Genomic DNA, 25667 nt, shown 5'->3' on the forward strand with positions numbered 1-25667 from the left:
ATGCGCCGCAACAATCCGCCTCAATCTGTCAGCCGTTGACCCCGAACGGGGCGGGCTTGAGGGTGTCGGGCGGGATCGCGGACAGGACGGCCGGGGCTCGCCGGGCCAGTGCGGTCACCGAAACATAGGGCTCCTCGCCGCAGAGGTAGGCGCGCAGCCGGTGCTTGGTCTCGGCGCCCATGAAGGCCATGAGCGGCTGGGGCACGTCGGCCAAGCGGGTCAGCGCGTCCAGGATCAGTCCGTCCCAGGCCGCGTGGAACCGTTCCAGGTCGTCGGGGCGCAGGTGCTTGCGGCAGCGGGTGCAGCCGCAGTTCAGGGGGATGTCCCGGCCCAGGTCGAACAGGCCGTACTCCTCGCAGATCTCCTGGCCCTTCCATATGTCGCGCACCGCGATCTCGAACCCGTAGGCCGTGGCCATGACGTTGCAGTCGCAGCGGTGGTTGACGTAGCGCGCGTTGTCGCGGCTGACGATGTGCACGCCGGTCTCGTCGGCGTAGGCGGTCTTGCCGGGGGCGCCGGCCGCGTCGATGCGGTTGGCGGAGCGGGCCGCGTAGGCCGCCTCCAGCCGGTCGCGGACGTAGACGATGGTGCCGCGCGGGATATCCTCGGCGGCGAACACGCCGTACCCGATGGTCGGGTCGACGAAGCGGACTTCGGTCTTGGGATGCATCATGGGAATTCACCGCTTCCGCCGGGCGGAAGCTCGTTCAGGCGTCGGCGGGGGCGGGCCTACCAGTCCTCGTCGGTGTCGTAGTCGATCTCGTCTTCCAGGGTGTAGTTGCGCACCTTGATGCGCAGCTCGTCCTCGTCCTCGACAACCACGCCCTCGGCCGTGACCCACCTGTCGATGTATTCGATCAGGCTCTCGCCGTTCTCGTCGGGCTCGACGATGAATTCCTCCTCGCCGTCCACGAGCAGGACCACGCCGGAAACGGTTTCATTGTCCCAGTCCAGGGGGAGTATCTGTCCGAACAGGGAATCTTCGTACACGTCGGTAGCCATCTTCTCCCGCTCCTATTGATAGGTGTTGTCGGCGTCTTCTTCGTCGATGTTGAGGCGGTAGACAAGTCCGCCGTCCATGGGGATGAACTGCTTGCAGAACCGGCGTTGCACCGAGAAACCGTTGGCCTCGTAGAACAGCCGGGCGTTCTCGAAGGCGCGCCCCTCGCCGGTCTCCAGGAAGATCGAGCGGCCCAGGTCCCCGACCGCGCGCCTGGTCATCTCGGCCACCAGGGCCGAGCCGATGCCCAGCCTGCGGAACTCGGGATCCACGGTGATGCCGTAGAGCTCGAACTCGCCGGGCCAGTACATGATCGGGCCGTAGCAGAGGAACCCGATGATCCGCTCGCCCTGCGCGTCGCAGACCTTGGCCAGGAGGAAGGTCTGGGCCTCCTCGCCGTTGCCGTAGGCGCAGTCCCAGGCCATGTCCTCGGCGGACAGCATGGCGTCGGCCGAAAACAGTCCGCTCGACGCGGCCATGTTCAGGATGGTTTCCACATCCTCGGGCGTGATGCCCGAGGAGATGCGGACCTCCCGCATGTCCTCGCGGGCTCCGTCTTCTCTGGTAGTAGTGTCCATGGTGATCTCGAAGCCGTGACGGCTCGTCAGGCGAGGCGGTGTTCCCGCTCGTCGCGTTTCAGGTTCATAGAAGTATAGTTCATCGACGAGGTGTCGCCGATGACCTCGATGGTCTCGACATTGATGCTGTTGATGCCCAGGGAGTTCGTCGTGGTGCCGGTGACCTCGCAGGTCTTGCCTTCCAGCGCGGCGGGGTCCTGCTGCACGCCGAGGAGCAGGTACTCCGTGTCGCCGTCCTTGAGCACCAGACCGAAGTCGGTGTTGACCACCAGACCCCATATGGTCACGGTGTCCTCCGCGGCGGACAGGGCGGGGATGAGGCAGATGACTGCGGCCAGCAGCAGGGGAATCAGTTGTTTTTGCATGGGCTATCCTGGGATGTTGTTTTCCACGGGGGTGAAGCTCTCCACGACCATGGACTCCACGCCGCGCTCCTTGCGGACGACGCCGGTGAAGACCGCCTCGGCCCTGGACAGGGACAGGAGGTTCGGGAGGCTCTTGAAATTCTCCACGAGAATTTCCCGCTCGTCCTTGCAGGCGATCAGCACCTCGGTCACGCGGAATTGCTCGTCCCATTGCCGGGGGACGACCATTCCCTTGACGGTGACCGTATCGTTTCGGTGTTGCTTCTCTTGCTGCACGGCTCTTCTCTACCAGGTGGTTTTGAAGAGGCAGGGAAAGCATGGAGCATGCCAAATCCATAACTATTTGAAATTGCTTGTAGAGTTTGTTTTGCGGCGGGCCAGATGCCGGAACTTTTTGTTCCTGTTTTTCGCGACGCCGGGCCGGAAACGCCGTGAAAACGCGTTTGGGGAGGTGTTGGTGATCGATTGATTCGCTGAAAAACATCATCTTTTTAGTATATTGCGATTAAATAAGAACTAAAAGTTCTGATGGTGGATAAAACGGAACTAAGAATTCTTTTTTCGAAAATCCATCTTATCCAGGCCGTGGCGGGCCATCAGCTTGGACAATTGCCGGGTGGTCACGCCCGCGCGTCCGGCCGCGTCCTTGATCATGCCGTTGCACTGCTCAAGCAGGCTCGACAGGTACTGGCGCTCGAACCTGTCCACGGTAATGCGCCGCGCCTGCTTGAGCGGCAGGCCGGTCCGGACCGGGGAGGTGACCACTTCGCCCTGGGTGTCCAGGAGGTCCGGCGGGAAGCTCTCGGGCAGGAGCACGTCCCCGGTCTCCAGGATGCAGGCCCGCTCGATGACGTTTTCAAGCTCGCGCACGTTGCCCGGCCATTCGTACTCCATGAGCCGGTCCAGGACCTGCGGGTGGATGCCCTTGACCTCGGTGTTGAGCAGCCCGTTGAACTGCTGGATAAAGACCTCGGACAGCCTGGGGATGTCCTCGCGCCGTTCGCGCAGCGGGGGGATGCGGATGGGGAACACGTTCAGTCGGTAGAACAGGTCGCGCCGGAACTTGCCGCGCTCGCACAGTTCGTTCATGTCCTCGTTGGTGGCCGCGATGATGCGCACGTCCACCGGGATGTCGGACTCGCCGCCCACGCGCTGGATGAAGCGTTCCTGGATGACGTTCAGGAGCTTGACCTGGACCGACTGCGAGACCGTGCCGATCTCATCCAGAAAGATCGTGCCCCCGTGGGCCAGCTCGAACTTGCCGAGCTTGCGCCGGACCGCGCCGGTGAAGGCGCCCTTCTCGTGGCCGAACAATTCGCTCTCCACCAGGGTGTCCGGGATGGCCCCGCAGTGCACGCTGATGAACGGCTGGCTCTTGCGGTTGGAGTGGGCGTGGATGAGCTTGGCGATGAGCGACTTGCCGGTGCCGGTCTCGCCCGTGAGCAGGACCGTGGTCCGGGTCCCGGCCACCTGTCGGATCTTGACGAACACGTCGCGCATGGCCCGGCTGCGGGTGTCCACGTACTCCAGCGAGTCCTCGTTCCAGAACTGGCCGCGCAGGTAGTCGAGTTCGGATTTGAGCACGTCGGATTCGCGGACCTTGTCCACGACCAGGTCCAGCTCCTCGCGCTCCACGGGCCGGGTCAGGTAGTCGAAGGCCCCGGCCTTGACCGCGTCCACCGCGTGATGGGTGTTGGCCTCGTCCGCCAGGACCACGATGGCCGCCGAGGGGTACTGTGACCACAGCCCCTCCAGCCCCTTGGCAACGGAGGTGTGCTTGCCCAGCAGGGACTCCACGTCCACGAACAGGGTGTCCACCTCGCGGTCCGGCGCCGCGTCCGCGGAGGACGGACCCGTCCCTGTCCCGGTGTGTTTTTCCTGGCCGAACAGGCCGCCGATCTCCTCCGACCGGCTCCCGTCGCGGGTGATGACGAGCATTTTACGCATGACGGCTGATCTCTCCAGCCCCCGTTGTACTTCGATGCCGCCTTTGAGACAATATCAAAAGATGCCAAGGAAGACCGGGGGAAGGGGAGAGGGAAACCCTTTGAGAAAAGGGGTTCCCTCTCCCCTTGCCTCGGGCCCCCATCCCCTCTCCCTTCCTAAACTTTTCCTATCCGCTTCGCGGGGCGGGGCGCACAAGAAAGTCCCTGGCTCATTCCTGAGTCAGGGCTCTTCATTCTTCTGGAGCGATTCGGGTGCGCAGCACCCGACAGCGGCTCTCTCTCTTCCGCCGCCAATTCGTCCTCGGGATAGGCTTTGATTCCCCCCGTCCTGGGGCTCACCCCTTCGGGGCGTTGCGGAAGGACCGCAACGTCCAAATCCGCTGTCCTGCGGATTTGTCGAGAGTGGGTCAGCTGTGCATTTTCTTCCGGTGGGCTTTCGCCGCAGCGTAGTGGGCCTACGTGAGGACGAAAGCCCGCCGGAAAAAATATGCAGATGGCCCGCTATCGGAAGCCGCCCCCCACCCTAGCTCCACCTGATCAATCTGGGATCGCATTTGTTGGCGATGCCTGCGTGGGTCGGGAGGACACGGACGCCGTAGCGCACCGGGCCGGACTCGGCCGGGCTGTAGGTGGCCCGGTAGAGCAGGGTGGAGCCTTCGGTGTGCTTGAGCTGCATGGGGATGCAGTCCACCACGGTCTCATCGTCCGGGGTGGCGGCCACGAACTCGACCACGATCTCCTCGGTCAGGAGCTGGCCCCGGTCCACCTTGGCGGTCACGGTCAGCCGGTTGCCCAGCCGGAACACGTCGCCGCTGATGCCCTCCACCTGGACCTCCTTGATGTTCACCGTGGCGAACCGGCCGGGGATGCGCGTGCGCCATTCGCCCAGGCCCAGCGCCAGTTCGTTGTTGTTCCTGGCGCGCAGCTTGGCCAGCTCTATGGCGGGCAGGTACATGTCGGCGATGTAGTCGCGGACCATGCGGTGGGTGCCGTACTGCCGGAAGGCGGTCTGCATGGACGCCTTCATGCGGTTCAGCCAGGCGTGGGGCACGCCGTCGCCGCCCCGGTCGTAGAATTCGGGGACCACCTCGGATTCCAGGGTGGCGTAGAGGTTGTCCGCGTCCACGATGTCCTGGTTGACCTGGCTCTGGTAGACCAAACCGCTGCCGACGGCCCAGCCGTTGTGCCCGTCGAAGGCCTCGTCCCACCAGCCGTCCAGGATGGAGCAGTTGGGCACGCCGTTGACCGCGGCCTTCATGCCGCTGGTGCCGCTGGCCTCCATCAGGCGGGTCGGGTTGTTCAGCCAGACGTCCGCGCCGGACACGAGCAGGCGGGCCAGGCGGATGTCGTAGCTCTCCAGGAAGATGACCCGGCCCAGGAAGTCGTCCTGCTTGGCCAGGCGGCAGATGAGGTTGATGTAGCTCGCGCCCATGGTGTCGGCCGGGTGGGCCTTGCCCGCGAAGATGATGTTCACCGGTTGCTCGGCGCTGGTCAGGATCTCCTTGATCCGTTGCAGGTTGTGGAAGAGCAGGGTGGGCCGCTTGTAGGCCGTGCACCGTCTGGCGAAGCACAGAGTCAGGTGATCCGGATTGAGCTCGTTCAGGAAGGCGTGCAGCCGGTTCGGCGGTTCGCCCTCGCGGGTCCACTGGGTGGAGATGGACCGGCGCACTTCGTCATACAGCCGGTGCTTGAGGGCCACGTGGGTGTCCCACAGCCGCCGGTCGTCCAGGCCGCTCAGGGCCTCCCAGTCGTTCTGTTCGAGGAGGGCGCGGTGCACGGACAGGCTGCACGACTCCTCGATGTCGTGGCGGACGCGCTCGTCCAGCCAGGAGGTGATGTGCACGCCATTGGTCACGTGGCCCACCGGGACCTCGCTCAGGATGAAGCCGCGCCACAGGTCCTGCCACATGCGCCGGGACACGTCGCCGTGTAGGCGGCTGACGCCGTTGCGTTTGCAGGAGAGCTGCAGGGCCAGGACGGTCATGTTCAGGTGGTCGGCCTCCTCGGCGTAGATGTGGCCGAGGTTCCACAGCCCGTCCCAGGGCACGCCCATTTCGTCGGCGTAGCCCCGGAAATAGTTCTCCACCAGCGACTTTTCGAACCGCTCGTTGCCTGCGGGCACCGGGGTGTGCATGGTGAACACGGTGTTGCCCCGGACGACCTCCTTGGCCGTGGCGAAGTCCATGCCGTCGATGAGCATGAGGTGGCGGATGCGCTCGAAGAGCAGGAAGGCGGAGTGGCCCTCGTTGAGGTGGTAGACCGACGGGGTCACGTCCAGGGCGGTGAGCAGGCGGACGCCGCCCACGCCGAGGATGATCTCCTGCTCGATGCGCCCCTTGGAGGTCGGGTCGTAGAGCTTGGAGGTGATGTCGCGGTCCGAGCGGGAGTTTTCGACCACGTCCGTGTCGAGCAGGTAGAGCCGGGCCCGACCCACGTGGACCTCCCATATCTGGGCGTACACGGTGCGGCCCGGCAGGTTCACGGTGATCATGACCTTTTCGGCGTCGTCCTTCTGCAGCGGGGTGATGGGCATGGTCGCGAAATCGTTCTGGTGGTACTCGACCACCTGGTCGCCGTTGCCATTGATCCGCTGGTGGAAGAAGCCGTTCTTGTACAGCAGGGAGATGCCGATGAACGGCAGGTTCAGGTCGCTGGCCGACTTGATGTGGTCGCCGGAGAGCAGGCCCAGGCCGCCGGAGTAGACCGGGATGGACTCGTGCAGGCCGAACTCCATGGAGAAGTAGGCCACCGGGTTCTTCCAGGTGATGCCCTTGACGTTGGCCCGGGCGCTCTCGGCCATGTAGGCGTCGAACCGCTCCAGGACCGAACCCAGGCGGCCGATGAATTCCGGGTCCCCGGCCAGTTCGCCCAGGCGGTCGCGGCGCATGGTGTCCAGAAACAGGACCGGATTGTGGCCGCTCTCGTGCCACTTGTCCGCGTCCATCCACTCGAAGAGTTCCTGAGAGTCGCGGTGCCAGACCCACCAGAGATTTTCGGCCATCTCGCGCAGCCGGGCCAGGGGCGCGGGCAGCTCGGTGACCACGGTGAAGGACCGCAGCCGGGGCTGAGTGGTGTTCACGCCCGAGAAGCTGATCTCCGCGCCGGGGGCGGCGGCCATGCGCTGCACGCCCGCGATGCGCTCGGTGCGGATGTCGGCCGCGTACTCGTAGGCCTCCAGGTAGCGGGGGTAGAAGTGGACCCAGGTGGCCTCCTCGGCGATCTTCCGGGCCTTGAGGCTGCGCGAGGCGCGTTCCTCGGGCGTCCAGCGGGTGAAGTCGGACAGGAAGCGGGTCAGGTTTTCGCGCGCGGTCTCGTAGTCGTCTTCCAGCCGGTTGAGGACGTGCACGCCCGGGTGTCCCTGGGGGTGCTTCTCCATGATCCACTGGCCGAACCCGGCCCGGTCCGAGGTGACGGTGGGCACGGCGAAGGCCGCGCTCTCCATGGGGGTGTAGCCCCACGGCTCGTAGAAGGACGGGAAGGCGGTCAGGTCCATGCCTGCCAGGGCGTCGTAGTATTCCAGGTTGAGCACCCCGTCGTTGCCGTCCAGGTAGACCGGGATGAAGATGACGCAACAGCGGTTCCCGGGCCCGTTGTCCAGCTTGCGCTCGCGGCACTTTATGACCACGGGGTCGTGGTCCGCATCGCCCAGGTGGTGGGTGCTGATTCCCGCGTATTTCTCGATGTCGTAGCGCTCCTGCTTCAGGCGGCGCCTCGCCTCGTCGCTGAACCCGGCGTAGCCGCAGGAGACGAGCAGAAAGGCGACCACGGTAGCGTCGTCGTTCTCCTTGGCCAGTTCACCGTCCAGGTCGCCCAGGCCGTCCAGGAGCAGGTCGATGCCCTTGTTGTGGAATTCGTACCGCCCGCTGGTGGCCACCAGCAGGGTCTTGGCCGGGTCCAGGTCGCGTTCCAGAAACCGGGAGGCCAGGTCCAGGAGGCGTTCCCGCGAACTCTTGCGGGTCTCGGCCACGGCCTTGGGCTCGGCGAACCCCTCCAGGTTGAAGCCGTTGACCGTGACCACGGCCGGGTTGGTGCCGAGCAGGTTGGAGGCCTCGCGCCGGGTGATGTTGGAGACCGTGGTGAAGCAGTCCGCCTCGCGGGCCGAGACCGACTCCATGGAGTGCTTGGCCGTGACCCCGAAGGCCTTGGCCTCCTGGGACGGCTCGATCTCCTCCAGCCGCCTGTAGATGTCCACGCCCGATCCGGACATGGCCCGGCCGAGCATGGTCGCGTGGGTGGTCAGGACCGTGGACACCGAGGGCGCGTGCTTTTTCAGGTAGAGCACACCCGCGCCGGACATCCACTCGTGGAAGTGGGCGTAGACGTCCTCGCCGTCGCCCACGTCTTCGCTGATCTCCTTGATGGCCATGGCCGCGGCCGTGGAGAACAGGACCGGTTCGATGTAGTCCCAGCCGCCCGCCATGGAGTCCACGCCGTAGTCGTTCCACAACTGGAACAGGAGCTTGTCGTGGTCCGGGAAGGCGTTGCGGAAGCCGATGAGCAGGACCAGGGGCTTGCCGGGGATGTCCCAGTGGCCGGTGGCGGTCTCCACGCCCCAGGCCTTGAGCCGCTCCAGGGCCGCGCGGACCTTCTTGGGCGGATCGGCCTGGATGAAGCCGGGGTTGCGGTCGAGCAGCGGGCCCACCGTGACGTAACGGTTGTCGAAGGCCGCCTTGGCCTGCGGCGCCTTGCTGCTGATGACGGTGAAGATGCCGCCGACTTTGTTGCACACTTCCCAGGAAACTTCGAACAGCCAACTTGTCTCCATGGCGCTTTCTCCTACCCCTGCCGCCTGTCCGCCCCGTCCAGCCGGAGGGCGAGGTCGTTGAGCACGTTCATGTACGTGATGAACGCTTGGTGCGGGGTTTCATACGGGTTGAAGTACTTGTGCACGTCGCCGTCGGAAAACCACTTGGTGCACATGTAATAAAAATGGTCGCTGGTCAAAAGCTCGCGCCAGGTGGCGATGATGTCCTCGTCCCCGGAATCCAGGACCCTGTCCTCCAGGGCGTAGGCCAGCTCGGCGGCCTGATCCTGCATGGGGTTGCCCAGCCAGGCGGTCACGTCGCGCTCCAGGTCGGCCCAGGAGGTGAAGTAGGGGACGTCGAGCTGGGCCATGGGGTCCAGGTGCGCTGCGGCCTCGCCGGGCGTCTCGAAGGCGAAGTCGCCTCTGGACAAAACCGCCTCGGGCAGCTTCCGGAAGAATTCGAAGATGCCGGTGTCGGCCCACTGGTGCTCGCCGATGGTCTCATAGTCCATGAACAGGTTGATGATCTCGCCGCTGCCGGCCACCTTGTGGACCCAGTCCGCGTACTTCTCGACGGTCACGGGCCACTCGCTCCACCCCCGGTCCGAAAAGCGGAAGGCCACGTCGTCGGACAGCCGGTAGTTCTTGAGCAGGGCCTTGAGCTTGGAGCAGCCCGCGGGCTGGTACACGAAGTTGGGCGAGCGCCAGCCGAGCACCTGGTCCGCGCCTTCGGCCAGGATGGCCTTGTAGCCCATCTTCTCGATTTCGAGGGCCAGGTCGTTGTTGTAGATCAGCTCGGTGTTGCGGAAGGTCACGGGCTTGGCCCCGAAGAACTCCTGGAGGATGCGGCTGTGCATCTTCACCTGGCGGCGGAATTCCTCCCTGGAAAAGAGGAAGGCCAGGGAGTGGTAGTGGGTCTCGCCGATGAACTCCACGCACCCGGTGTCGGCCAGGGCGCGGAAGGAGTCCAGGACCTCGGGGCAGAACTCCTGGAACTGCTCCATGGCCACGCCGGTGATGGCGTAGGAAATGCGGAATTTGCCCTTATGCAACTCGATGAGGTCGAGCATCATGCGGTTGGCGGGCAGGTAGCACTTGTCGGCCACCTTGCGCATGATGTCGCGGTTGGCGGCTTCGTCGCGGTAGTGGTGGCTGCGGCCCATCTGGAAGAAGGAGTAGTTCTTGTCCAGGCGCATGGGCTGGTGGACCTGGAAGTAGAAGCAGACGGATATCATGAGCGCCCTCCGGTGAGTTGCCGGTATACGTCGAGAACCTTTTCGGCGGCCCGGTCCCATTGGATTTTCTTGAGGGTTTCCCGGCCTTGTGCGACCAGGGTCTTGGCCCGTTTCTCGTTGGTCAGGATGTCCCCGATCTCCTCGGCCAGGCGGTCCACGTCCCAGAAATCCACCTTGACCGCGTCCTCCAGGACCTCGGCCACGCCGGACTGCTTGGAGACGATGCACGGCACGTCGAAGACCATGGCCTCCAGCGGGGTGATGCCGAACGGCTCGGACACGCTGGGCATGACGTAGAGGTCGCTCATGGCGTAGATGCGCTCCACGTCGGTGCCGCGCACGAAGCCGGTGAAGTGGAAGCGGTCGCCCATCCTCAACTCGGCCATGCGCTCGACCATGCGCGGAAACATGTCGCCGGAACCGGCCATGGCGAAGCGCACATCGTGGTGCTTTTCCAGCACCTTGGCCGCAGCCTCCACGAAATAGTCCGGGCCCTTCTGGAAGGTGATCCGGCCCAGGAAGAGGACCAGCTTCTCCTTGAACGGCTTTTTCACGCGCAGGTGGCCCAGGCGCCGGTCCTTTTCCACGGCGTTGTGGACTACGGTGATCTTGGCCGGGTCGATGGAGTAGCGGTTGACGATGGTCTCCTTGGTGAAGTGGCTGACCGCGATGATCCGGTCGGCGGCCTCGAACCCGGCCCGCTCGATGTCGTAGACCCGCTGGTTGACGTGCTCGCCAGAGCGGTCGAACTCCAGGGCGTGGGCGTGGACCACCAGCGGCTTGCCCGAGACCCGTTTGGCCTCGATGCCCGCCGGGGTGGTCAGCCAGTCGTGGGAGTGGATGACGTCGAATTTTTCGGTCAGGCCCAGGTGCGCGCCGATGAGGCTGTAGCGCACGATCTCGGCCATGAGATTTTCACCGTAGCCGCCCGCGAAGTCGTTCTTGAGCTCGCCGAAGATGTCCTCGGCCGTGACCAGTTCGTTTTGTTCCAGCAGGGAGCGGTATTCGGTTTCCGTCAGATAGGGGCGCAGGGGGGAGAGCACCTCGAGCACGGACAGCCGCTCCTGGAGTTTTCGGATTTCGGACACGCCGACCTTGGTGCGCAGCCGGTTGGCCCCGAGCAGGGTCAGGTGATGCGCCTCCTCGTCGGAGTCGAGCTTGGGGAGGACGAACAGGATATCGGTGCCGAGGTGGGCCAGGCCCTTGGTCAGGCCCAGGCAGGCCGTGCCCAGGCCGCCCGAGATGTATGGCGGGAATTCCCAGCCGAACATGAGTACGCGCATGGTTATTTCTCCTTGAGGAGCTTGTTCAGGCGGACGGCTTCGGCCATGGACCACGCCTGGGCAACGGCGCCCTTGGGCTCGTGCGGCGGGTTGCCCGTGTACAGTTCCGGCACCGCGTTGATGCAGAAGTCCTCGGGAAATTCGCGCAGGATCGGCTTGAAGTACTTGCGCAGGAACGCCTTGGCTCCGGTGCGGTCCTCGGCCTGGCGCAGCAGGGCCTGGCCGAAGTGTCCGGCCAGCCAGGGCCAGACCATGCCCTGGTGGTAGGCGGAGTCTCGGGCGTCGGCGTCGCCCTTGTAGTAGGGCGAATAGGCCGGGTCCCGGGGCGAGAGCGTGCGCAGTCCGTACGGGGTCAGCAGGTGGGCCTGGACCACGCCGATGACCGCCCGCATGTGGTGGAAATCGAGCATGGTGTGCGGCAGGGACAGGGCGAAGATCTGGTTGGGCCGGATGCTCCGGTCCTGGCCGTGTTCGTTGACCACGTCGCTTAAGCAGTTGTCGCGGTCGTTCCAGAACCGGGCCGTGAAGTGGGCGTGGAGTCGTTCCGCGGCTTCCCGCGCCCGCCCGGCCAGGACGTCATCCTCGCTTTCGGCCAGCTCCAGGAAGAAGCGCAGGGCGTTGTACCACAGGGCGTTGATCTCCACGGCCGCTCCGTGGCGCGGGGTGACCGGGCGGCCGTAGGCCTGGGCGTCCATCCAGGTCAACTGGGTGTATTCGTTGCCCGCGAAGAGCAGGCCGTCCTGGTCGAGCCCGCACAGGGGCACGCGTCCGTCCAGGTGCGCGGCCACGATGTCGCGCAGGGCCGGATAGACCTTGTCCATGACGAATTTCCTGCTGCCCCTGGCCTTGAGGTATTCCTGCACGGCCCAGAAGAACCACAGGGAGGCGTCCACCGAGTTGTAGGCCAGGTGGTCGGAGTTCTGGTCCAGGTAGTTGGGCAGGAGCCCGTCGCGGGTCAGCCCGGCGTAGGCGGCCAGGACCTCCTCGCCAAACTCCCGGCGTCCGGCGTGGAAGGTCAGGCCGGGCAAGGAGATCATGGTGTCGCGGCCCCACTCGCCGAACCAGTGGTAGCCGGCGATGACCGAGGCCAGCCCGGAGGCGTTGCGGATCAGGAACTGGCCGGAGAAATACTTGAGCCACTGCACGGACTTGCTGCGCTCCTTGCAGACCGCGAACTCGGCCTCGCGCCGGGCTACCTCCTTCTTGCGCTGGCGCTCCAGGTTGCCCAGCGGCTCCACGGACGCGGCGAAGATCACGGGTTTGCCCTTTTCCAGGCGGGTCTCGAACATGCCGGGGCAGAAGAGATCCTCCTGGTAGTCGAAACCGCGCGCCCGCTCCATGATGTACTCGATGTTGTAGACCCACTTGGGGCCGGGGAAGAACTCCGAGGCCCGGTTGGTGCCCATGTACAGGGGCGGCATGCCCTCGTAGGGCTGGATCTTGCGGCCGTTCTTCTCGGGGTAGGACTTGGGCCGCAGGAACATGTTCTCGCGGGTCAACCCGTGGATGTCCCGGTAGGCCAGGAGCGGGCGCAGGCGCAGGGCGGGCTTGACCTTGCCTTCGAGCAGCTCGAAGCAGACCAGCACGGTGTTTTTGCCGTGGACCATGAGAAAGGACTTGCGGATGAGCGCATCGCCGATGCGGTAGGTCGTGGACGGGTAGAGATCCTGGTCGAACGAGTTCACGAACTGGTGCCCGGTGGGGTGGTACACGCCCGGATACTTGTTGGACGAGAGCAGGAACTCGCGGTCGTTGGCCAAAAGCGAGGTCTCCAGCTTGGAGAGCAGGACGAACCGTCCCCTGGGTTCCTTGAGGGCCGCGACCAGCAGACCGTGGTATTTCCGGGTGTGGCAGTTGATGATGGTGCTTGACGCATAGCCGCCGAGACCGTTGACGTCGATCCATTCCTTCCGGGTCGCCGTTTCGGTGTTGACGCAGTCGTCTCTGGAAATGTGCAGCATGATGGCCACCTGTGAAAAAGAGTGTTGCGAAGATGGGAGCTGCCCCGGGAAGGGGTATTTCCGATTTTCTAAGTTGATAGCAAACGTCCGCTACTTGCAAGGGAAAAATTGCGGCGGAAGAGAATATTCACCCAAATTGTACGGAAATGAACGAACTCGCGGGATGAATCGTCCCGAAGGCGTCCGCGAAGGAGGGAAGCGCCTCGGGTACGGCTACATGACAGTCCGCCGGATGGCGCTCTCCAGGTCGCTCTTGTCCAGAGGCTTGGCGATGTAGTCGGTCATGCCCTTGTCCAGGAAATTCTCGCGGTCGCCCTTCATGGCGTAGGCGGTCATGGCGATGATCGGAATGGAGCGATTGTCCGGCCCGCCCTCGCCTTCGCGGATGGCCTGCGTGGCCTGCACCCCGTCCATGACCGGCATCTGGATGTCCATGAAGACCAGGTCGAAGTGCTCGCTGCGCAGGGCGGTCAGGGCCATCTTGCCGTTGTCCACGGTCCGGACCCGGTGGCCCATGCGCTGGAGCAGGCCGGACACGGCCAGGCTGTTGACCTTGTCGTCCTCGGCCAGGAGGATGTCCAGGGCCGGGGCCGGGGCCTCTGAAATGCGCACCACGGTGTCGGCCGGGCCTTTCTCGGCCGTGCGCATGGGCACGCACAGGCAGAACGTCGTGCCCAGGTCGGGCGTGCTGTCCACGGCCATGGACCCGCCGAGCAGGCCGACCATGCGCTTGGAGATGGCCAACCCCAGCCCGGCCCCCTGGTAGTGGCGGGTGAAGCCGCCGCTGACTTGGGTGAAGTGCTCGAAGATGGCCCCCATCTTGTCGTCGGGGATGCCGATGCCGGTGTCCGTGACCGTAAAGAGCACGTGGACCACTTCCGGCCGCCGTCTGGGCAGCGTCGAGACCGCCACGGCCACCCCGCCGACCTCGGTGTACTTGATGGCGTTGCCGATGAGATTGACGAGGACCTGTTGGATGCGGGTGTCGTCCCCGTGGAGCCTCTCCGGCAGGTCGCCTGGCACGTCGAAGTCCAGGGTCAGCCCCTTGGATCGGGCGGCCACGGTGAACATCTGTTCCAGCCCGTCCAGGATGTCCCGGAGGTTCAGGGGATTTTCGCGGATTTCCAGCTTGCCCGCCTCGATGCGCGACAGGTCGAGGATGTCCGTGAGCAGCCGGGTCAGTCGCTTGCTCGCCTCGATGCCATAGGCCGCGTACTCGGCCTGCTCCTCGGTCAGGTCCCCGGAGCGCAGAAGCTGGAGCATGCCCATGATGCCGTTGAGCGGGGTGCGGATCTCATGGCTCATGTTGGCCAGGAATTCGGATTTCACCCGGCTGGCGGATTCGGCCAGTTCCTTGGCCTCGACCAGGGCCCTGGCCGTGTTCACCCGTTCCGTGATGTCCGAGAAGATGCAGGCGAACTGGCCGGGCGCGGGCCGGAAGGCGCTGACGTTGAAGTACTTGTCCTGCGAGGCCGCGTAGTGTTCGAAGTTGACGGGTTCGCCGGTCAGGGCCACCCTGCCGTAAGTTTCTATCCAATACGGTTCGATGCCGGGAAAGGCTTCGAGCACGGTCCGGCCGACGATGTCGGCGACCGCCACGCCGGTCAGTCGCTCGAAGGCCGGGTTGGCCCGCAGGAAGCGGTAGTCCACGGGCTTGCCCGTCTCGTCGCAGATGATCTCATGGGAGGCGAATCCGTCGAGCATCTTGCGGAACAGGAGCTGGTACTCCTTTTCCAGGGTGTGCTGACGGGTGATGTCGCGGCCCAGGCAAAAGACCGTCTGAATGGCACCGGTCTCGTCCCGTTCCGGGAAGAGCCGCCAGTCGAACCGGCAGGACCGGCCTCCCCACTGTACGTCGAACTCGGTCCCAAGGGGCTCGCCGCTCTCGAAGACCTGGCGGATGCGGTCCTTCCACAAGGCGCAGAGCGCTTCGGACAGGCCGAGTTCCCGGTGGGTCTTGCCGATGATTTCCTCGGCCGGGGTGCCCGAGACGTCCACAATGTTCTCGGAGACAAAGAGGTGCCGTCCGTCCCGGTCGAACCGCATGACGATGTCCGGCATGTTGTTGACCAGGGTGCGGTACAGGTGCTCGCTCTCGTGCAGGGCCTCCTCGATGCGTTTCATCTCGCTGATGTCCATGGCCGCGGCCAGGACCACCGGGGAGCCGTCCATGTTCCGGAACGGGACGTTGTGGACGAGCAGGGCCGTGCCGTCGGGCCCCTGGGTCTCCCAGGTCAGGGCCTCGCCCGAGTCGAGGACCTGCTGGACCCGGCACGGGACGCACGGGTCGGGCTTGCCGTACAGGACCACGTGGCAGGGCCGCCCGGTGTCCTTGTCGTGGCCGCAGCGGAATTGCTCGTTGGCGAAGGTGATCTCGTGCTCCCGAGTCTGCAGATAGACGGACACAGGCAGGTGGTCCAGCAGGGAGTGCATCCACTCCCGGCTTCTGGCCACCAGGGCCTCGGCCCGCTTGCGCTGCTCGACCTCCTCGCGCAAGTGGGCGGTCTTCCGGTTGACCTGGATCTTGAGGAAAATGAGACCGCCCAGGGCCATGAGCAGGGCCACGGGCAGGACGAAGACCAGGGACTGGCGGGCCAACTGCATGAAGGTGGGCTCGGGACTGGGCAGGATGGGGCCGAACCACTTGATGTACAACCGGTCGTAGGTGCCGTCGGCGAAGGCGATGGCCAACCCCTCGTTCAGGCGGGCCAGGAGGGCGTGGTCGCCTTCGGGCACGGCCAGGCAGAATTTCTGGACGAACCCGGTTATGGACCGTCCCTCGGGCCGCAGGCTCGGGTCCAGAGGGTCGGTGCGCACGTCCTTGATGTTGGTCAGGCCGAGCTTCTTGATGATTTGCCAGCCGACCACCTGCTGAACCAGTACAGCGTCATACCGCCCCGCGGAGAGCTGTCGCATGGCCTCGTCGTAGCTCCGGGTCAGGACCAGCTTGCCGGCCAGATGGTTGCGCTCGGCGTATTCCTGGGCCGTGTCCCCGCGCATGACCAGGACCGTCTTGTCCTTGAGGTCCGCCTCGCTCCGGATGTCCGTGTTGCCTTTGCGCACGAAGATGGAGCCGTGCATCTGGAGATAGGGAATGGAGAAGTCGAAATAGGCGTCGCGCTCCTTGGAATAGGAGACCAGGGGCAGGACGTCGAGCTCGCGGTCGGCCAGCGCCTGCTTGATTTGGGCCCAGGGAGCGGTCTTGAAGTGGATTCCGAGCCCGGCCTTTTCGGCTACGGCCCGGAGCAGTTCCACGGAGAAGCCGTCGGCGGTGCCGTCGGGCAGGGCCAGGGCAAAGGGCGGATAGTCGAGTTCGCTCGCCGACTTGAGGACCGGCCGGACGGTGTCCCGCGCCTGGGCCGGGGGGGCCGCCAAGCCGCCCAGCGCCGCTAGGAGAACGGTGAGCAGAATGGAGCGAAAGAGGGCCATATGGTATCCGCCGATGCCGTTAGTGGAAAGAACCTTTCGATTATCCCTATAATAGAGCATCTATCGCTCGGGTCAAATGATAATTCTGTGCGGGATGACAGCTCCGGAAATGGCGACGGCGGCCGGAGCGGGAGAGGCGGGGAATGGCGCGGCGGGGATGTCGCCTATTCCGGGGCGGCCTGCCGCCGGGTCCGGCCGAAAAGCCGGTTCAGCCACTGCTGGGCCGCATCGAGGTACATGAAGTAGACCGGGGTGAAGTACAGGGTCAGGAGCTGGGAGACCAGCAGGCCGCCTACCACGGCCAGGCCCAGGGGACGCCGGGCCTCGGCTCCCGCGCCCAGGCCGAGCGCGATGGGCAGGGTGCCCATGAGCGCGGCCATGGTGGTCATCATGATCGGCCGGAAGCGGATGAGCGCGCCCTCACGGATGGCCGCGGCCGCGCCCCGGCCGTGTTCGCGCTGGGCCTCCACCGCGAAGTCGATCATCATGATCGCGTTCTTCTTGACGATGCCGATGAGCATGATGATGCCCACGAACCCGTATATGTTCAGATCCTGCCCGAAGAGCATGAGGGTCAGCAGCGCGCCCACGCCCGCGGACGGCAGGCCGGACAGGATCGTCAGCGGGTGGACGAAGGACTCATACAGCACGCCGAGGACCAGGTAGATGACCAGGATGGCCATGACCAGCAGGACCCACAGCCCGCGCATGGAATCCTGGAAGGCCTGGGCCTCGCCCTGGAAGCTGGTGGATACGGATGCGGGCACGACCTCGGCCGCCAGCTTGGAGACCGCGTCCACGGCCGAGCCGAGCGACTCGCCGGGCTCCAGGTTGAAGGAGATGGTCGCGGACGGCAGTTGGCCCGAGTGGTTGACGGACAGCGGCCCCACGCCCAGGCCCCACTTGGCCAGGGTCTCCAGGCGCACGAGCTTGCCGTTCTGGGAGCGCACCGAGAGCATGGCCAGGGCGTCCGGGTTGGACTGGTACTGCGGGGCCAGCTCCATGATCACGTCGTAGGTGTCGGTGGGCGCGTAGATGGAGGAAATCTTGCGGTTGCCGAAGGAGGTCGAGAGGGCGTCCTCGATCTGGTAGGCGGAGATGCCCAGCGCCGAGGCCTTGTCGCGGTCGATGTCGATGTTCAGTTCCGGGTTGTCGAACTCCATGTCCGAGGAGACATCCTGGATGCCGGGCAGGTCCTGCATGCGCTTTTCCATGTTCGCGGCGGCCTGGAAGAGCAGCTCGGTGCCGGGGCTCTGGAGGGTATACTGGTACTGCCCCTTGGAGCTGCGCCCGCCGATGCGGATGGCCGGGGGGTTGGACACGTAGGCCCGGATGCCCGGCACCTGCGAGAGCTTGGCCCGCAGTCGCTGCTGGATCACGTCTATGCTGCCGCGCTCGCGGCGCGGCTTGAGGTCGACCATCAGCCGCCCGGAGTTGCCGCCCCGGTTGGGGCCGCCCCCGCCGACCACGGACATGTAGTTTTCCACGGCCGGGTCCGTGGCCAGGATGTGCATGAGCGCCTGCTGGCGTTGCTTCATGATGTCGAAGGCCACGCCCTGTTCGGCCTCGGTGCGGACCATCAGCCGCCCGGCGTCCTCGGTGGGCAGGAACCCCTTGGGGATGGCCCGGAACAGGACCACGGTCAGAGCCAGAACCAGGATCGAGGCGAGCATGGTCAGCCGGTGGTGTCTGAGCGTCCAGTCCAGGGTGTGGGCGTAGACGTCCCGCAGCCCGTTGAAGCCCCGCTCGAACAGGTTGAAGAGCCTGCCGTGGCGCTGCTCGCCTTCCTGCGGCTTGATGATCAGGCTGCACAGCATGGGGGTCAGGGTCAGGGAGACCAGCCCGGAGATGAGGATGGAGGCGCAGATGGTCACCGCGAACTCGTGGAACAGACGGCCGACGATGCCGCCCATGAAGAGCACGGGGAGGAACACGGCGGCCAGCGAGATGGTCATGGACACGATGGTGAAGGCGATCTCCCTCGAACCGTCCATGACCGCCTCCATGGTCGACTTGCCCATCTCCCCGTGGCGGACGATGTTTTCGAGCATGACGATGGCGTCGTCCACCACGAAGCCCACGGACAGGGTCAGGGCCATGAGCGAGATGTTGTTCAGGGAAAACCCGTACAGGTACATGACCGCGAAGGTGCCGATGACGGACATGGGCAGGGCCAGGCTCGGGATGATCGTGGCCGACAGCCTGCGCAGGAAGAGAAAGATGACCGTGATGACCAGGGCCACGGTGAGCAGCAGGGTGAACTGCACGTCCTCGATGGACTCCTTGATGGACTCGGAGCGGTCGTAGAGCACGTTGAGGTCGACCGCGGCGGGCAGTTGGGCCTGCATGGACGGCAGCAGGGCGCGCACGGCCTTGACCACGTCCACGGTGTTGGTGCCGGGCTGGCGCTGGATGGCCAGAACCATGCCGGGCTGGCCGTTGTACCAGTTGCGGCGACGGGTCTCGGACACGGAGTCGAATACGTCGGCCACGTCGGACAGGCGCACGGGCGCGCCCTTGCGCCAGGCCACCACCAGTGGCTTGTAGTCCTCGGCGTTCATCAGCTTGCCGTTGGACCGGACGATGTACTCGCGCACCGGTCCGGCCACGGTGCCGACCGGCAGGTTGACGTTGCCCTTGCGCACGGCCTCGGCCACCTCGTCCACGCCCAGCTCCATGACCGAGAGTTTCTCGGGCGAGAGCTGGATGCGCACCGCGTACTTCTGGGAGCCGTAGACCATGACCTGGGCCACGCCGTTGACCATGGAGATGCGCTGGGCCATGAAGTTCTCGGCGTATTCGTTGACGTCGGACAGCCGCATGGTCGGCGAGGAGAGCGAAAGATAGAGGATCGGCGAGTCCGCCGGGTTGACCTTGCGGAAGCTCGGCGTGGAGGTCATGTCGTCGGGCAGCCGCCGCAGCGCCGTGGTGATGGCCGACTGCACGTCCAGCGCCGCGTCGTCGATGTTCCGCTCCAGGTCGAACTGGAGGGTGATGCGCGTGCTGCCCAGGCTGGAGATGGAGGTCATGGAGTCCAGGCCCGCGATGGTCGAGAACTGCTTCTCCAGCGGGGTGGCCACGGACGAGGCCATGGTCTCGGGGTTGGCCCCGGAGAGCTGGGCCGAGACCTCGATGGTCGGGAAGTCCACGCTGGGCAGGTCGGACACCGGCAGGCGCAGGTAGGCCATGATGCCGAAGACCAGAATGGCGATCATGACCAGGGTGGTCATGATCGGGCGGCGGACGAAGATGGCGGACGGGTTCATTATTGCCCGCCCTCGGCCGGCGGCTTTTCACCGCCCTTGGCCTGCCCGTTCTTGACGGCCACCCTGGCGCCGGGGCTCAGGCCCACCTGGCCGTCCAGGACCACCAGCTCACCGGGTTCGATGCCGGAGTCCACGACCGTGCGCCTGCCCACGATGTGGGAGGTGGCCACCTGCCTGGCCTCCACGGTGCCGGACGCCGGGTCGTTTTCGGCCGTTTTGACCACGTACACGTACGGCCCCTCCATGCCCTGGAGCACGGCCCCGGTGGGCAGGAGCAGGGCGCCCTTTATGGTCCGCAGGGTCAGCTCCACCCGGGCGAACTGGCCGGGCCAGAAGCGGGTGTCCTCGTTGGGATAGGAAGCCAGCAGCCGGATGGTGCCCGTGGTCGTGTCCACGGCGTTGTCCACGGCGGCCAGGTCCGCCGCGACCGGCGTGGAGCTCGTGCCGGACGGGGTGATGGACACGCGTATGGGGCCCTGTCTGCGGCGTTCCATGATCTCGCCCAGGTAGCGCTCGGGCAGGGTGAAGGAGACGTTGATCGGCCTGATCTGGTTGATGACGCAGAGCGTGCGGTCGTCGTTGGCCTTGATGACGTTGCCCACGTTGACCTGGACGATGCCGACGCGCCCGGAAATGGGCGCGCGGATGGCGGCGTAGTCCCGGTCGAGGCGGGCCTGTTCCAGGGCGGCCTCGTTCAGCCGGATGGTGTTCTCCAGCGACGTGGCCTCGGCATAGGTGTTGTCGTACTGCTCCTGGGCGACCACGTTCAGGTCGCGCAGCTTGGAGTAGCGGCGCAGGTCCTCCTTGGCCTTGTTCAGGTGGGCGCGGTCGCGGTCAAGGCGGGCCTGGGCTTCTTTTACGGCCAGGTCGAAGCGCCGCGGGTCCACCTGGAAGAGCAGGTCGCCCGCCTTCACGTCCTGGCCGTTTTGGACCAGCTGCCTCTCGATGATCCCGCCCACCCTGGACTTGATCTCCACCGAGGCCAGCGGGGTGACGTTGCCCACGGCCGACAGGGTCACGGGCACGTCCTCGCGCACGGCGGCCACGGCCGTGACCGGGACCACCCGTTCGCGCCGGGCCTTCTTGTCGTTGCCCCCGCAGGCCGCGAGCAGGCAGACGAGGACCAGGCAGAGCAGCCCGGCGGACACACGGCCGAGGACCTTGCTCCGGGGCCGGTTTCCGTTGCGTTTCGAGAAATGCGAGCGAGGCACGTGCCCTCCATGTATGGAGCCCCGCGACAGGCGGGCGCCGGATGTCCGTCAAGCCGCCGGTACCCGGCGGACGGTTGTTCGGTTCACACTGACCGCGTTTATAATTGCAAAGATTCGCAAACACAATGGGTCTTCGCCCAGGAATGCGGGCCCGGACGGCCGGGCCGTGTCACCGCGCGGGGAATCGCCGTATGAATACGGCGGGTTGATGCGCCCGCGGCGTCCCGCTCCGGGCGCACCCTTTTTTTCGACGGCGCCCTCGGGACCGGCCTGGCCGCGTGCGGGAAAGGTTTTGCAAATAGTTGATCACGATCAATGTGACGATCGGAAAATTCTCCTACAGTATATGCGTGAATATCCAATAATGGATTGGAATGTAAGGAGGTATAGCAATGACAATTTCCCGCAGAGGATTTTTGGGGGCAGTGGGGATCGCGGGGGCGGCCTCGACCATGCCCGGCACTGCGCAGGCCTGGCAATCCAAGGCGCCGCCCGACCCCTACGGCTGCCTGGTGGACCTGACCCGGTGCGTGGGGTGCCGCAAGTGCGAGCAGGCGTGCAAGGAGGTCAACGACCTGCCCGAACCCGCCGTGAAGTTCGACGACCTGACCGTGCTGGACGCCAAGCGGCGGCCGGACCAGAACACCTTCACGGTCATCAACCGCTATTATACGGGCCGCATCGACGAGCGCGACAAGTTGGTGCCGACCTTCGTCAAGGTACAGTGTATGCACTGCCAGGACCCGGCCTGCGTGTCGGCTTGCATCACCGGGGCCTTGACCAAGAAGGACAACGGTGCCGTGCACTACGACGTGAACAAGTGTATCGGCTGCCGCTACTGCATGGCCGCCTGCCCCTTCGAGATCCCGGCCTACGAGTACGACCGGCCCATCCTGCCCAGGGTGCGCAAGTGCACGTTCTGCTTCGAGCGCATCTCCAAGGAAGGCGGCAAGCCCGGCTGCGCGTCCATCTGTCCGGTGGAGGCCATCACCTTCGGGCGGCGCAGCGAGCTGCTCACGCTGGCTCGCGGACGCATCGAAGGCGATCCCGGCAAGTACATCGACCATATCTACGGCGAACGGGAAGTGGGCGGCACGAGCTGGCTGTACATCTCCAACGTGGAGTTCGGGAAGGTCGGCTTCCAGAAGCTGCCGACCCGGCCCATGCCGCAGACCACGGAGACCATCCAGAGCTCGCTGTTCAGCTACCTGTGGTCGCCGCTGGCCCTGTTCGGGGTCCTGGGGGCGGTCATGGGCGCGACCTCCCGCAAGCACGACGCCGACACGCACGACAAGGAGGACGGCCATGACGCATAAGCCGCAACCCATCGACCGGCCCTTCTGGACCCCGGGCGTGCTGGTCATGCTGGCCCTGATGATCGGGGCGGCCCTGACTCTCATCGTCCGCTACACCTACGGGCTGGCCGCCGTGACCAACCTGAACAACCACTACCCCTGGGGCATCTGGATCGGACTGGACGTGGCCTCGGGCGTGGCCCTGGCTGCGGGCGGGTTCACCACCGCCTTCCTGGCGCACATCCTGGGGCGCCACTATTACGAGGCCGTGACCCGGCCCGCGCTGCTGACCGCCGCGCTCGGCTACACCTTCGTGGCCCTGGCCGTGTTCTTCGACATCGGGCGGTCCTGGGCCATCTGGAAGCCGGTCGTCTACCAGAACCACACCTCGGCCCTGTTCGAGGTGGCCATGTGCGTCATGGCCTACGTGACCGTGCTGTGGATCGAGTTCATCCCGGTCCTGGCCGAGCGGCTGGGCGGCAAGATCAGGCTGCTGGCCTTCCTGGACCGCATCCTGGACAAGACCATGTGGGTCTTCATCATCCTCGGGGTGGTGCTGTCCTGCATGCACCAGTCCAGCCTGGGCACCCTGATGGTCATCGCCCCGACCAAGACGTCGCCCCTGTGGGCCACGCCGCTGCAACCGCTGCTCTTCCTGACCTCGGCCTTTGCCGTGGGCTATCCCATGGTCATCGTGGAGACGACCATCGCCACCTCCTCGCTCAGGCTGGAGTCGGAGATGAACGTACTCACGCCGCTGTCCCGGATCACCATCCTGCTGCTCGGCGTGTACCTGGCCATCAAGGTCGGGGACTTGGTCTCGCGGGGCGCGTACGCCACCCTGCTGGACGGTTCGGCCCAGAGCAACGCCTTCCTGGTGGAGGTCGGGCTCGGGGTGATCCTGCCGTGGGTCATGCTGCTCTTCCCGGCGGTGCGCCGCTCGCGAAGGTGGCTGTTCACCGCGGCCCTGCTCATCGTCTCGGGTGTCATGCTCAACCGGTTCAACGTGTTCGTGGTCTCGTTCAAGGCCCCGTACGCGAACCATCCGTATTATCCGGCCATCGGCGAGATACTCGTCACCGCCGGGGCCGTGGCCACGATCTTCTTCCTCTATAGGCTGATCGTGACCTGGTTTCCGGTGTTGTCCGCCCAACGACAGGAGGTGTCCCGATGAAGACCAAGTCGAGGAAGCTACTCGGATGGTCGGCGCTGGCCGTCACGGCCGTGGTCCTGTGGACCATGGTTCCGGCCTGGACCGCCACACCTCCGGCCGGCAAGGCCGAGCCCGTGGTCAAGTCCCGCAAGGACCTGACCCCCAAGCCCGAGGGCTGGTCGCCGGTGGACGAGGTCAAGGCGGAGCAGATGGCCCGCAAGCCGCATCCCTACGTGGAGAAGGTACTCATGGAGGACCTGCCCCTGCGTCAGCAGCGGCTGCGCAAGCTGGGCATCGGCCCCAAGGACATGAAGCAGAGCTACATCCTGCTCGACAGCGAACTGGTCGACACCTACGAGCGCAAGTACGAGCCCGTGCGCTTCATGCACGCCAAGCACGCGGCCGCGCTCGGCGGCGACTGCGCCTCCTGCCACCACTACCGTCCCGAGGACCCTGCGGCCCCGGAGATCATGGCCTGCCGCTCCTGCCATCAGGAATCCTTCTCCGAGAAGGACCCCAAGCGCATCGGGCTCAAGGCCGCCTACCACATGCAGTGCATGAACTGCCATGAGAAGATGAAGAAGGGGCCGGTCAGTTGCGAGGGCTGCCACGCCAAGCGCCCGGTGGACCACAGGGAGCTGGTCAAGCTCCCGGAGAACCCCACCCCGCAGCAGGTCACCAGGGAATGCCTGCGCTGCCACGAGCAGGCGGGCGAGGACATGCTGACCACGGCCCACTGGCTGTGGCGCGGCCCGTCGCCGTATACGGTCGAACATCGCAAGAGCGTCATGTCCGGCAAGGGCACGACCACCTTGAACAACTTCTGCCTGTCGGTCATCAGCAACGAGAAGCGCTGCACCTCCTGCCACGCCGGGTACGGCTGGAAGGACAAGACCTTCGACTTCTCCAAGCAGGAGAATATGGACTGCCTGGTCTGCCACGACACCACGGGCAGCTACAAGAAGGCCCCGCCCGCGGCGGGCATGCCCGACCCCAAGGTGGACATGGTCTACGTGGCCAGGAACGTCGGCCCGACCAGCCGCAAGACCTGCGGCGTCTGCCACTTCAGCGGCGGCGGGGGCGATGCGGTCAAGCACGCGGACATGTCGGCCCAGCTGTATTGGCCGGACCGCAACTGCGACGTGCACATGGGCGGCTACGACTTCCAGTGCGTGGAGTGCCACAAGACCCGGAACCACAAGATCTCGGGCCGGTCCACCTCCGTGCCCGTGGCCGAGGGGTTCCGCGCCTGCGAGGACTGCCATACGTCCAAGCCCCACTACGGCGACAGTCTGCTCGACCATCACCTGAACAAGCACAGCGAGACCGTGGCCTGCAACACCTGCCATTCGCCCATCTACTCCAAGTGCGCGGCGACCAAGACCTGGTGGGACTGGTCCACGGCGGGCGACAAGCAGCGCAAGGTGCACAAGGACAAGTACGGCAAGCCGGACTACTCCTGGATGAAGGGCGACTTCCGCTGGAAGGAGGCGGCCAAGCCCACTTACGAATGGTACAACGGGTTCATGGAGCGCCGCCTGTTGGGCGACTTGATCGAACCGTCGGCCAAGGGGTTCCGCCCCGGCGAGCACCTGACGCCCGAGCAGAAGGCGGCCATGGTGGTCACGGACATCACCCGCCCGGTGGGCTCCCTGGACGATCCGCACTCCAAGATCACGCCGTTCAAGATCATGGCGGGCATCCAGCCCGCGGACGCGAAGAACCGCTACCTGCTGGTGCCGCACCTCTTCCCGTACGACAAGGAGGACGCGTCCGCCTTCTGGAAGGGCACCGACTGGCAGGCCGCGTTCAAGGAGGGCATGGCCAAGGCGGGCCTGCCCTACAGCGGCGAGTACATGTGGGTCGCCACCAACATGTACTGGCGCATCGAGCACGAGGTCATGCCCAAGGAGCACGCCCTGTCCTGTGCACAGTGCCACGACAGCCTCAGGGGTGAGCGGACCTGCGACCGCTGCCACCAGGATTCGCGCGGCGCGAAGTTCCGCGAGCTGACGGAAAAGGGCGCGGACTTCGAACTGCTCCGGATGATGGGCCGCGACGTGGGCGAGCTGATCGGTAAGTCCGACTACATCGACTTCAAAAAGCTCGGCTACAAGGGCGACCCGATCCTCTACGGCGGGCGCTTCACCAAGCTGCCGCTCGGCCGGGGGCCGGACGGCAAGTAACGGGCCCGTGCCCGC

16 protein-coding genes are annotated in these 25667 nt (G+C 65.4%); 3 read left to right on the forward strand and 13 right to left on the reverse strand.

Annotated elements, in window-relative coordinates:
* Positions 1–28: 28 nt before the first annotated feature.
* From V8V93_RS06995 to V8V93_RS07055, 13 genes are all read right to left on the reverse strand, one after another.
* On the reverse strand, positions 29–673 hold the full coding sequence (locus V8V93_RS06995) for an SET domain-containing protein (protein WP_338669647.1): 645 nt from the start codon (positions 671–673) through the stop codon (positions 29–31).
* A gap of 56 nt (positions 674–729) precedes the next feature.
* Positions 730–1002, reverse strand: coding sequence for a hypothetical protein (locus V8V93_RS07000; RefSeq protein ID WP_338669648.1), 273 nt, complete (start codon positions 1000–1002; stop codon positions 730–732).
* A gap of 12 nt (positions 1003–1014) precedes the next feature.
* A complete protein-coding gene (locus V8V93_RS07005; RefSeq protein ID WP_338669649.1) occupies positions 1015–1578 on the reverse strand; it encodes a GNAT family N-acetyltransferase in 564 nt (187 codons plus the stop codon).
* A gap of 26 nt (positions 1579–1604) precedes the next feature.
* Positions 1605–1943 carry a hypothetical protein gene (locus V8V93_RS07010; protein ID WP_338669650.1) on the reverse strand — a complete coding sequence of 113 codons (339 nt, stop codon included), beginning with the start codon at positions 1941–1943 and terminating at the stop codon, positions 1605–1607.
* A gap of 3 nt (positions 1944–1946) precedes the next feature.
* Positions 1947–2219 carry a hypothetical protein gene (locus V8V93_RS07015; protein ID WP_338669651.1) on the reverse strand — a complete coding sequence of 91 codons (273 nt, stop codon included), beginning with the start codon at positions 2217–2219 and terminating at the stop codon, positions 1947–1949.
* A 270-nt stretch (positions 2220–2489) separates the two neighbouring features.
* Positions 2490–3890 (reverse strand): sigma-54 dependent transcriptional regulator, encoded by a 1401-nt coding sequence (locus V8V93_RS07020; protein WP_338669652.1) that lies wholly within the window; start codon positions 3888–3890, stop codon positions 2490–2492.
* 522 nt (positions 3891–4412) lie between these two features.
* Positions 4413–8654, reverse strand: a complete 4242-nt coding sequence (glgP, locus tag V8V93_RS07025) for an alpha-glucan family phosphorylase (protein WP_338669653.1) — start codon at positions 8652–8654, stop codon at positions 4413–4415.
* Positions 8655–8665: 11 nt separating this feature from the next.
* Positions 8666–9868 carry a glycoside hydrolase family 57 protein gene (locus tag V8V93_RS07030; RefSeq protein ID WP_338669654.1) on the reverse strand — a complete coding sequence of 401 codons (1203 nt, stop codon included), beginning with the start codon at positions 9866–9868 and terminating at the stop codon, positions 8666–8668.
* The gene (locus V8V93_RS07035; RefSeq protein WP_338669655.1) at positions 9865–11151 is read right to left on the reverse strand and encodes a glycosyltransferase family 4 protein; all 1287 of its coding nucleotides are present in this window, start codon (positions 11149–11151) and stop codon (positions 9865–9867) included. Before V8V93_RS07035 ends, V8V93_RS07030 begins: the two co-directional genes overlap by 4 nt.
* 2 nt (positions 11152–11153) lie before the next feature.
* Positions 11154–13112, reverse strand: coding sequence for an amylo-alpha-1,6-glucosidase (locus V8V93_RS07040; protein ID WP_338669656.1), 1959 nt, complete (start codon positions 13110–13112; stop codon positions 11154–11156).
* Positions 13113–13325: 213 nt separating this feature from the next.
* On the reverse strand, positions 13326–16541 hold the full coding sequence (locus tag V8V93_RS07045) for a transporter substrate-binding domain-containing protein (RefSeq protein ID WP_338669657.1): 3216 nt from the start codon (positions 16539–16541) through the stop codon (positions 13326–13328).
* Positions 16542–16705: 164 nt separating this feature from the next.
* Positions 16706–19807 carry an efflux RND transporter permease subunit gene (locus tag V8V93_RS07050; protein WP_338669658.1) on the reverse strand — a complete coding sequence of 1034 codons (3102 nt, stop codon included), beginning with the start codon at positions 19805–19807 and terminating at the stop codon, positions 16706–16708.
* Entirely contained in the window at positions 19807–21018 is a 1212-nt protein-coding gene (locus V8V93_RS07055) for an efflux RND transporter periplasmic adaptor subunit (protein ID WP_338669659.1), read from the reverse strand. Before V8V93_RS07055 ends, V8V93_RS07050 begins: the two co-directional genes overlap by 1 nt.
* A gap of 392 nt (positions 21019–21410) precedes the next feature.
* On the opposite strand from V8V93_RS07055, the gene V8V93_RS07060 reads away from it, so the two are divergent.
* The 3 genes from V8V93_RS07060 to V8V93_RS07070 are packed head-to-tail and all read left to right on the forward strand — an operon-like array spanning position 21411 to position 25652.
* Positions 21411–22334: a 4Fe-4S dicluster domain-containing protein gene (locus V8V93_RS07060; protein WP_338669660.1), complete on the forward strand. Its 924-nt coding sequence runs from the start codon at positions 21411–21413 to the stop codon at positions 22332–22334.
* Complete coding sequence (gene nrfD / locus V8V93_RS07065; protein ID WP_338669661.1) at positions 22324–23487, forward strand: NrfD/PsrC family molybdoenzyme membrane anchor subunit; 1164 nt, start codon at positions 22324–22326, stop codon at positions 23485–23487. The genes V8V93_RS07060 and nrfD overlap by 11 nt, the downstream gene beginning before the upstream one ends.
* Positions 23484–25652, forward strand: coding sequence for a tetrathionate reductase family octaheme c-type cytochrome (locus V8V93_RS07070; protein WP_338669662.1), 2169 nt, complete (start codon positions 23484–23486; stop codon positions 25650–25652). The genes nrfD and V8V93_RS07070 overlap by 4 nt, the downstream gene beginning before the upstream one ends.
* Positions 25653–25667: the final 15 nt, after the last annotated feature.

The sequence above is a fragment of the Pseudodesulfovibrio sp. 5S69 genome (assembly GCF_037094465.1).
Taxonomy (GTDB): Bacteria; Desulfobacterota; Desulfovibrionia; order Desulfovibrionales; family Desulfovibrionaceae; genus Pseudodesulfovibrio; species Pseudodesulfovibrio methanolicus.

What these genes read in the sequence shown, in the direction of transcription:
- V8V93_RS06995 (WP_338669647.1), bottom strand. Translation starts at nt 673, where the DNA reads ATGATGCATCCCAAGACCGAAGTCCGCTTCGTCGACCCGACCATCGGG.
- V8V93_RS07000 (WP_338669648.1), bottom strand. Translation starts at nt 1,002, where the DNA reads ATGGCTACCGACGTGTACGAAGATTCCCTGTTCGGACAGATACTCCCC.
- V8V93_RS07005 (WP_338669649.1), bottom strand. Translation starts at nt 1,578, where the DNA reads ATGGACACTACTACCAGAGAAGACGGAGCCCGCGAGGACATGCGGGAG.
- V8V93_RS07010 (WP_338669650.1), bottom strand. Translation starts at nt 1,943, where the DNA reads ATGCAAAAACAACTGATTCCCCTGCTGCTGGCCGCAGTCATCTGCCTC.
- V8V93_RS07020 (WP_338669652.1), bottom strand. Translation starts at nt 3,890, where the DNA reads ATGCGTAAAATGCTCGTCATCACCCGCGACGGGAGCCGGTCGGAGGAG.
- glgP (WP_338669653.1), bottom strand. Translation starts at nt 8,654, where the DNA reads ATGGAGACAAGTTGGCTGTTCGAAGTTTCCTGGGAAGTGTGCAACAAA.
- V8V93_RS07030 (WP_338669654.1), bottom strand. Translation starts at nt 9,868, where the DNA reads ATGATATCCGTCTGCTTCTACTTCCAGGTCCACCAGCCCATGCGCCTG.
- V8V93_RS07035 (WP_338669655.1), bottom strand. Translation starts at nt 11,151, where the DNA reads ATGCGCGTACTCATGTTCGGCTGGGAATTCCCGCCATACATCTCGGGC.
- V8V93_RS07040 (WP_338669656.1), bottom strand. Translation starts at nt 13,112, where the DNA reads ATGCTGCACATTTCCAGAGACGACTGCGTCAACACCGAAACGGCGACC.
- V8V93_RS07045 (WP_338669657.1), bottom strand. Translation starts at nt 16,541, where the DNA reads ATGGCCCTCTTTCGCTCCATTCTGCTCACCGTTCTCCTAGCGGCGCTG.
- V8V93_RS07050 (WP_338669658.1), bottom strand. Translation starts at nt 19,807, where the DNA reads ATGAACCCGTCCGCCATCTTCGTCCGCCGCCCGATCATGACCACCCTG.
- V8V93_RS07060 (WP_338669660.1), top strand. Translation starts at nt 21,411, where the DNA reads ATGACAATTTCCCGCAGAGGATTTTTGGGGGCAGTGGGGATCGCGGGG.
- nrfD (WP_338669661.1), top strand. Translation starts at nt 22,324, where the DNA reads ATGACGCATAAGCCGCAACCCATCGACCGGCCCTTCTGGACCCCGGGC.
- V8V93_RS07070 (WP_338669662.1), top strand. Translation starts at nt 23,484, where the DNA reads ATGAAGACCAAGTCGAGGAAGCTACTCGGATGGTCGGCGCTGGCCGTC.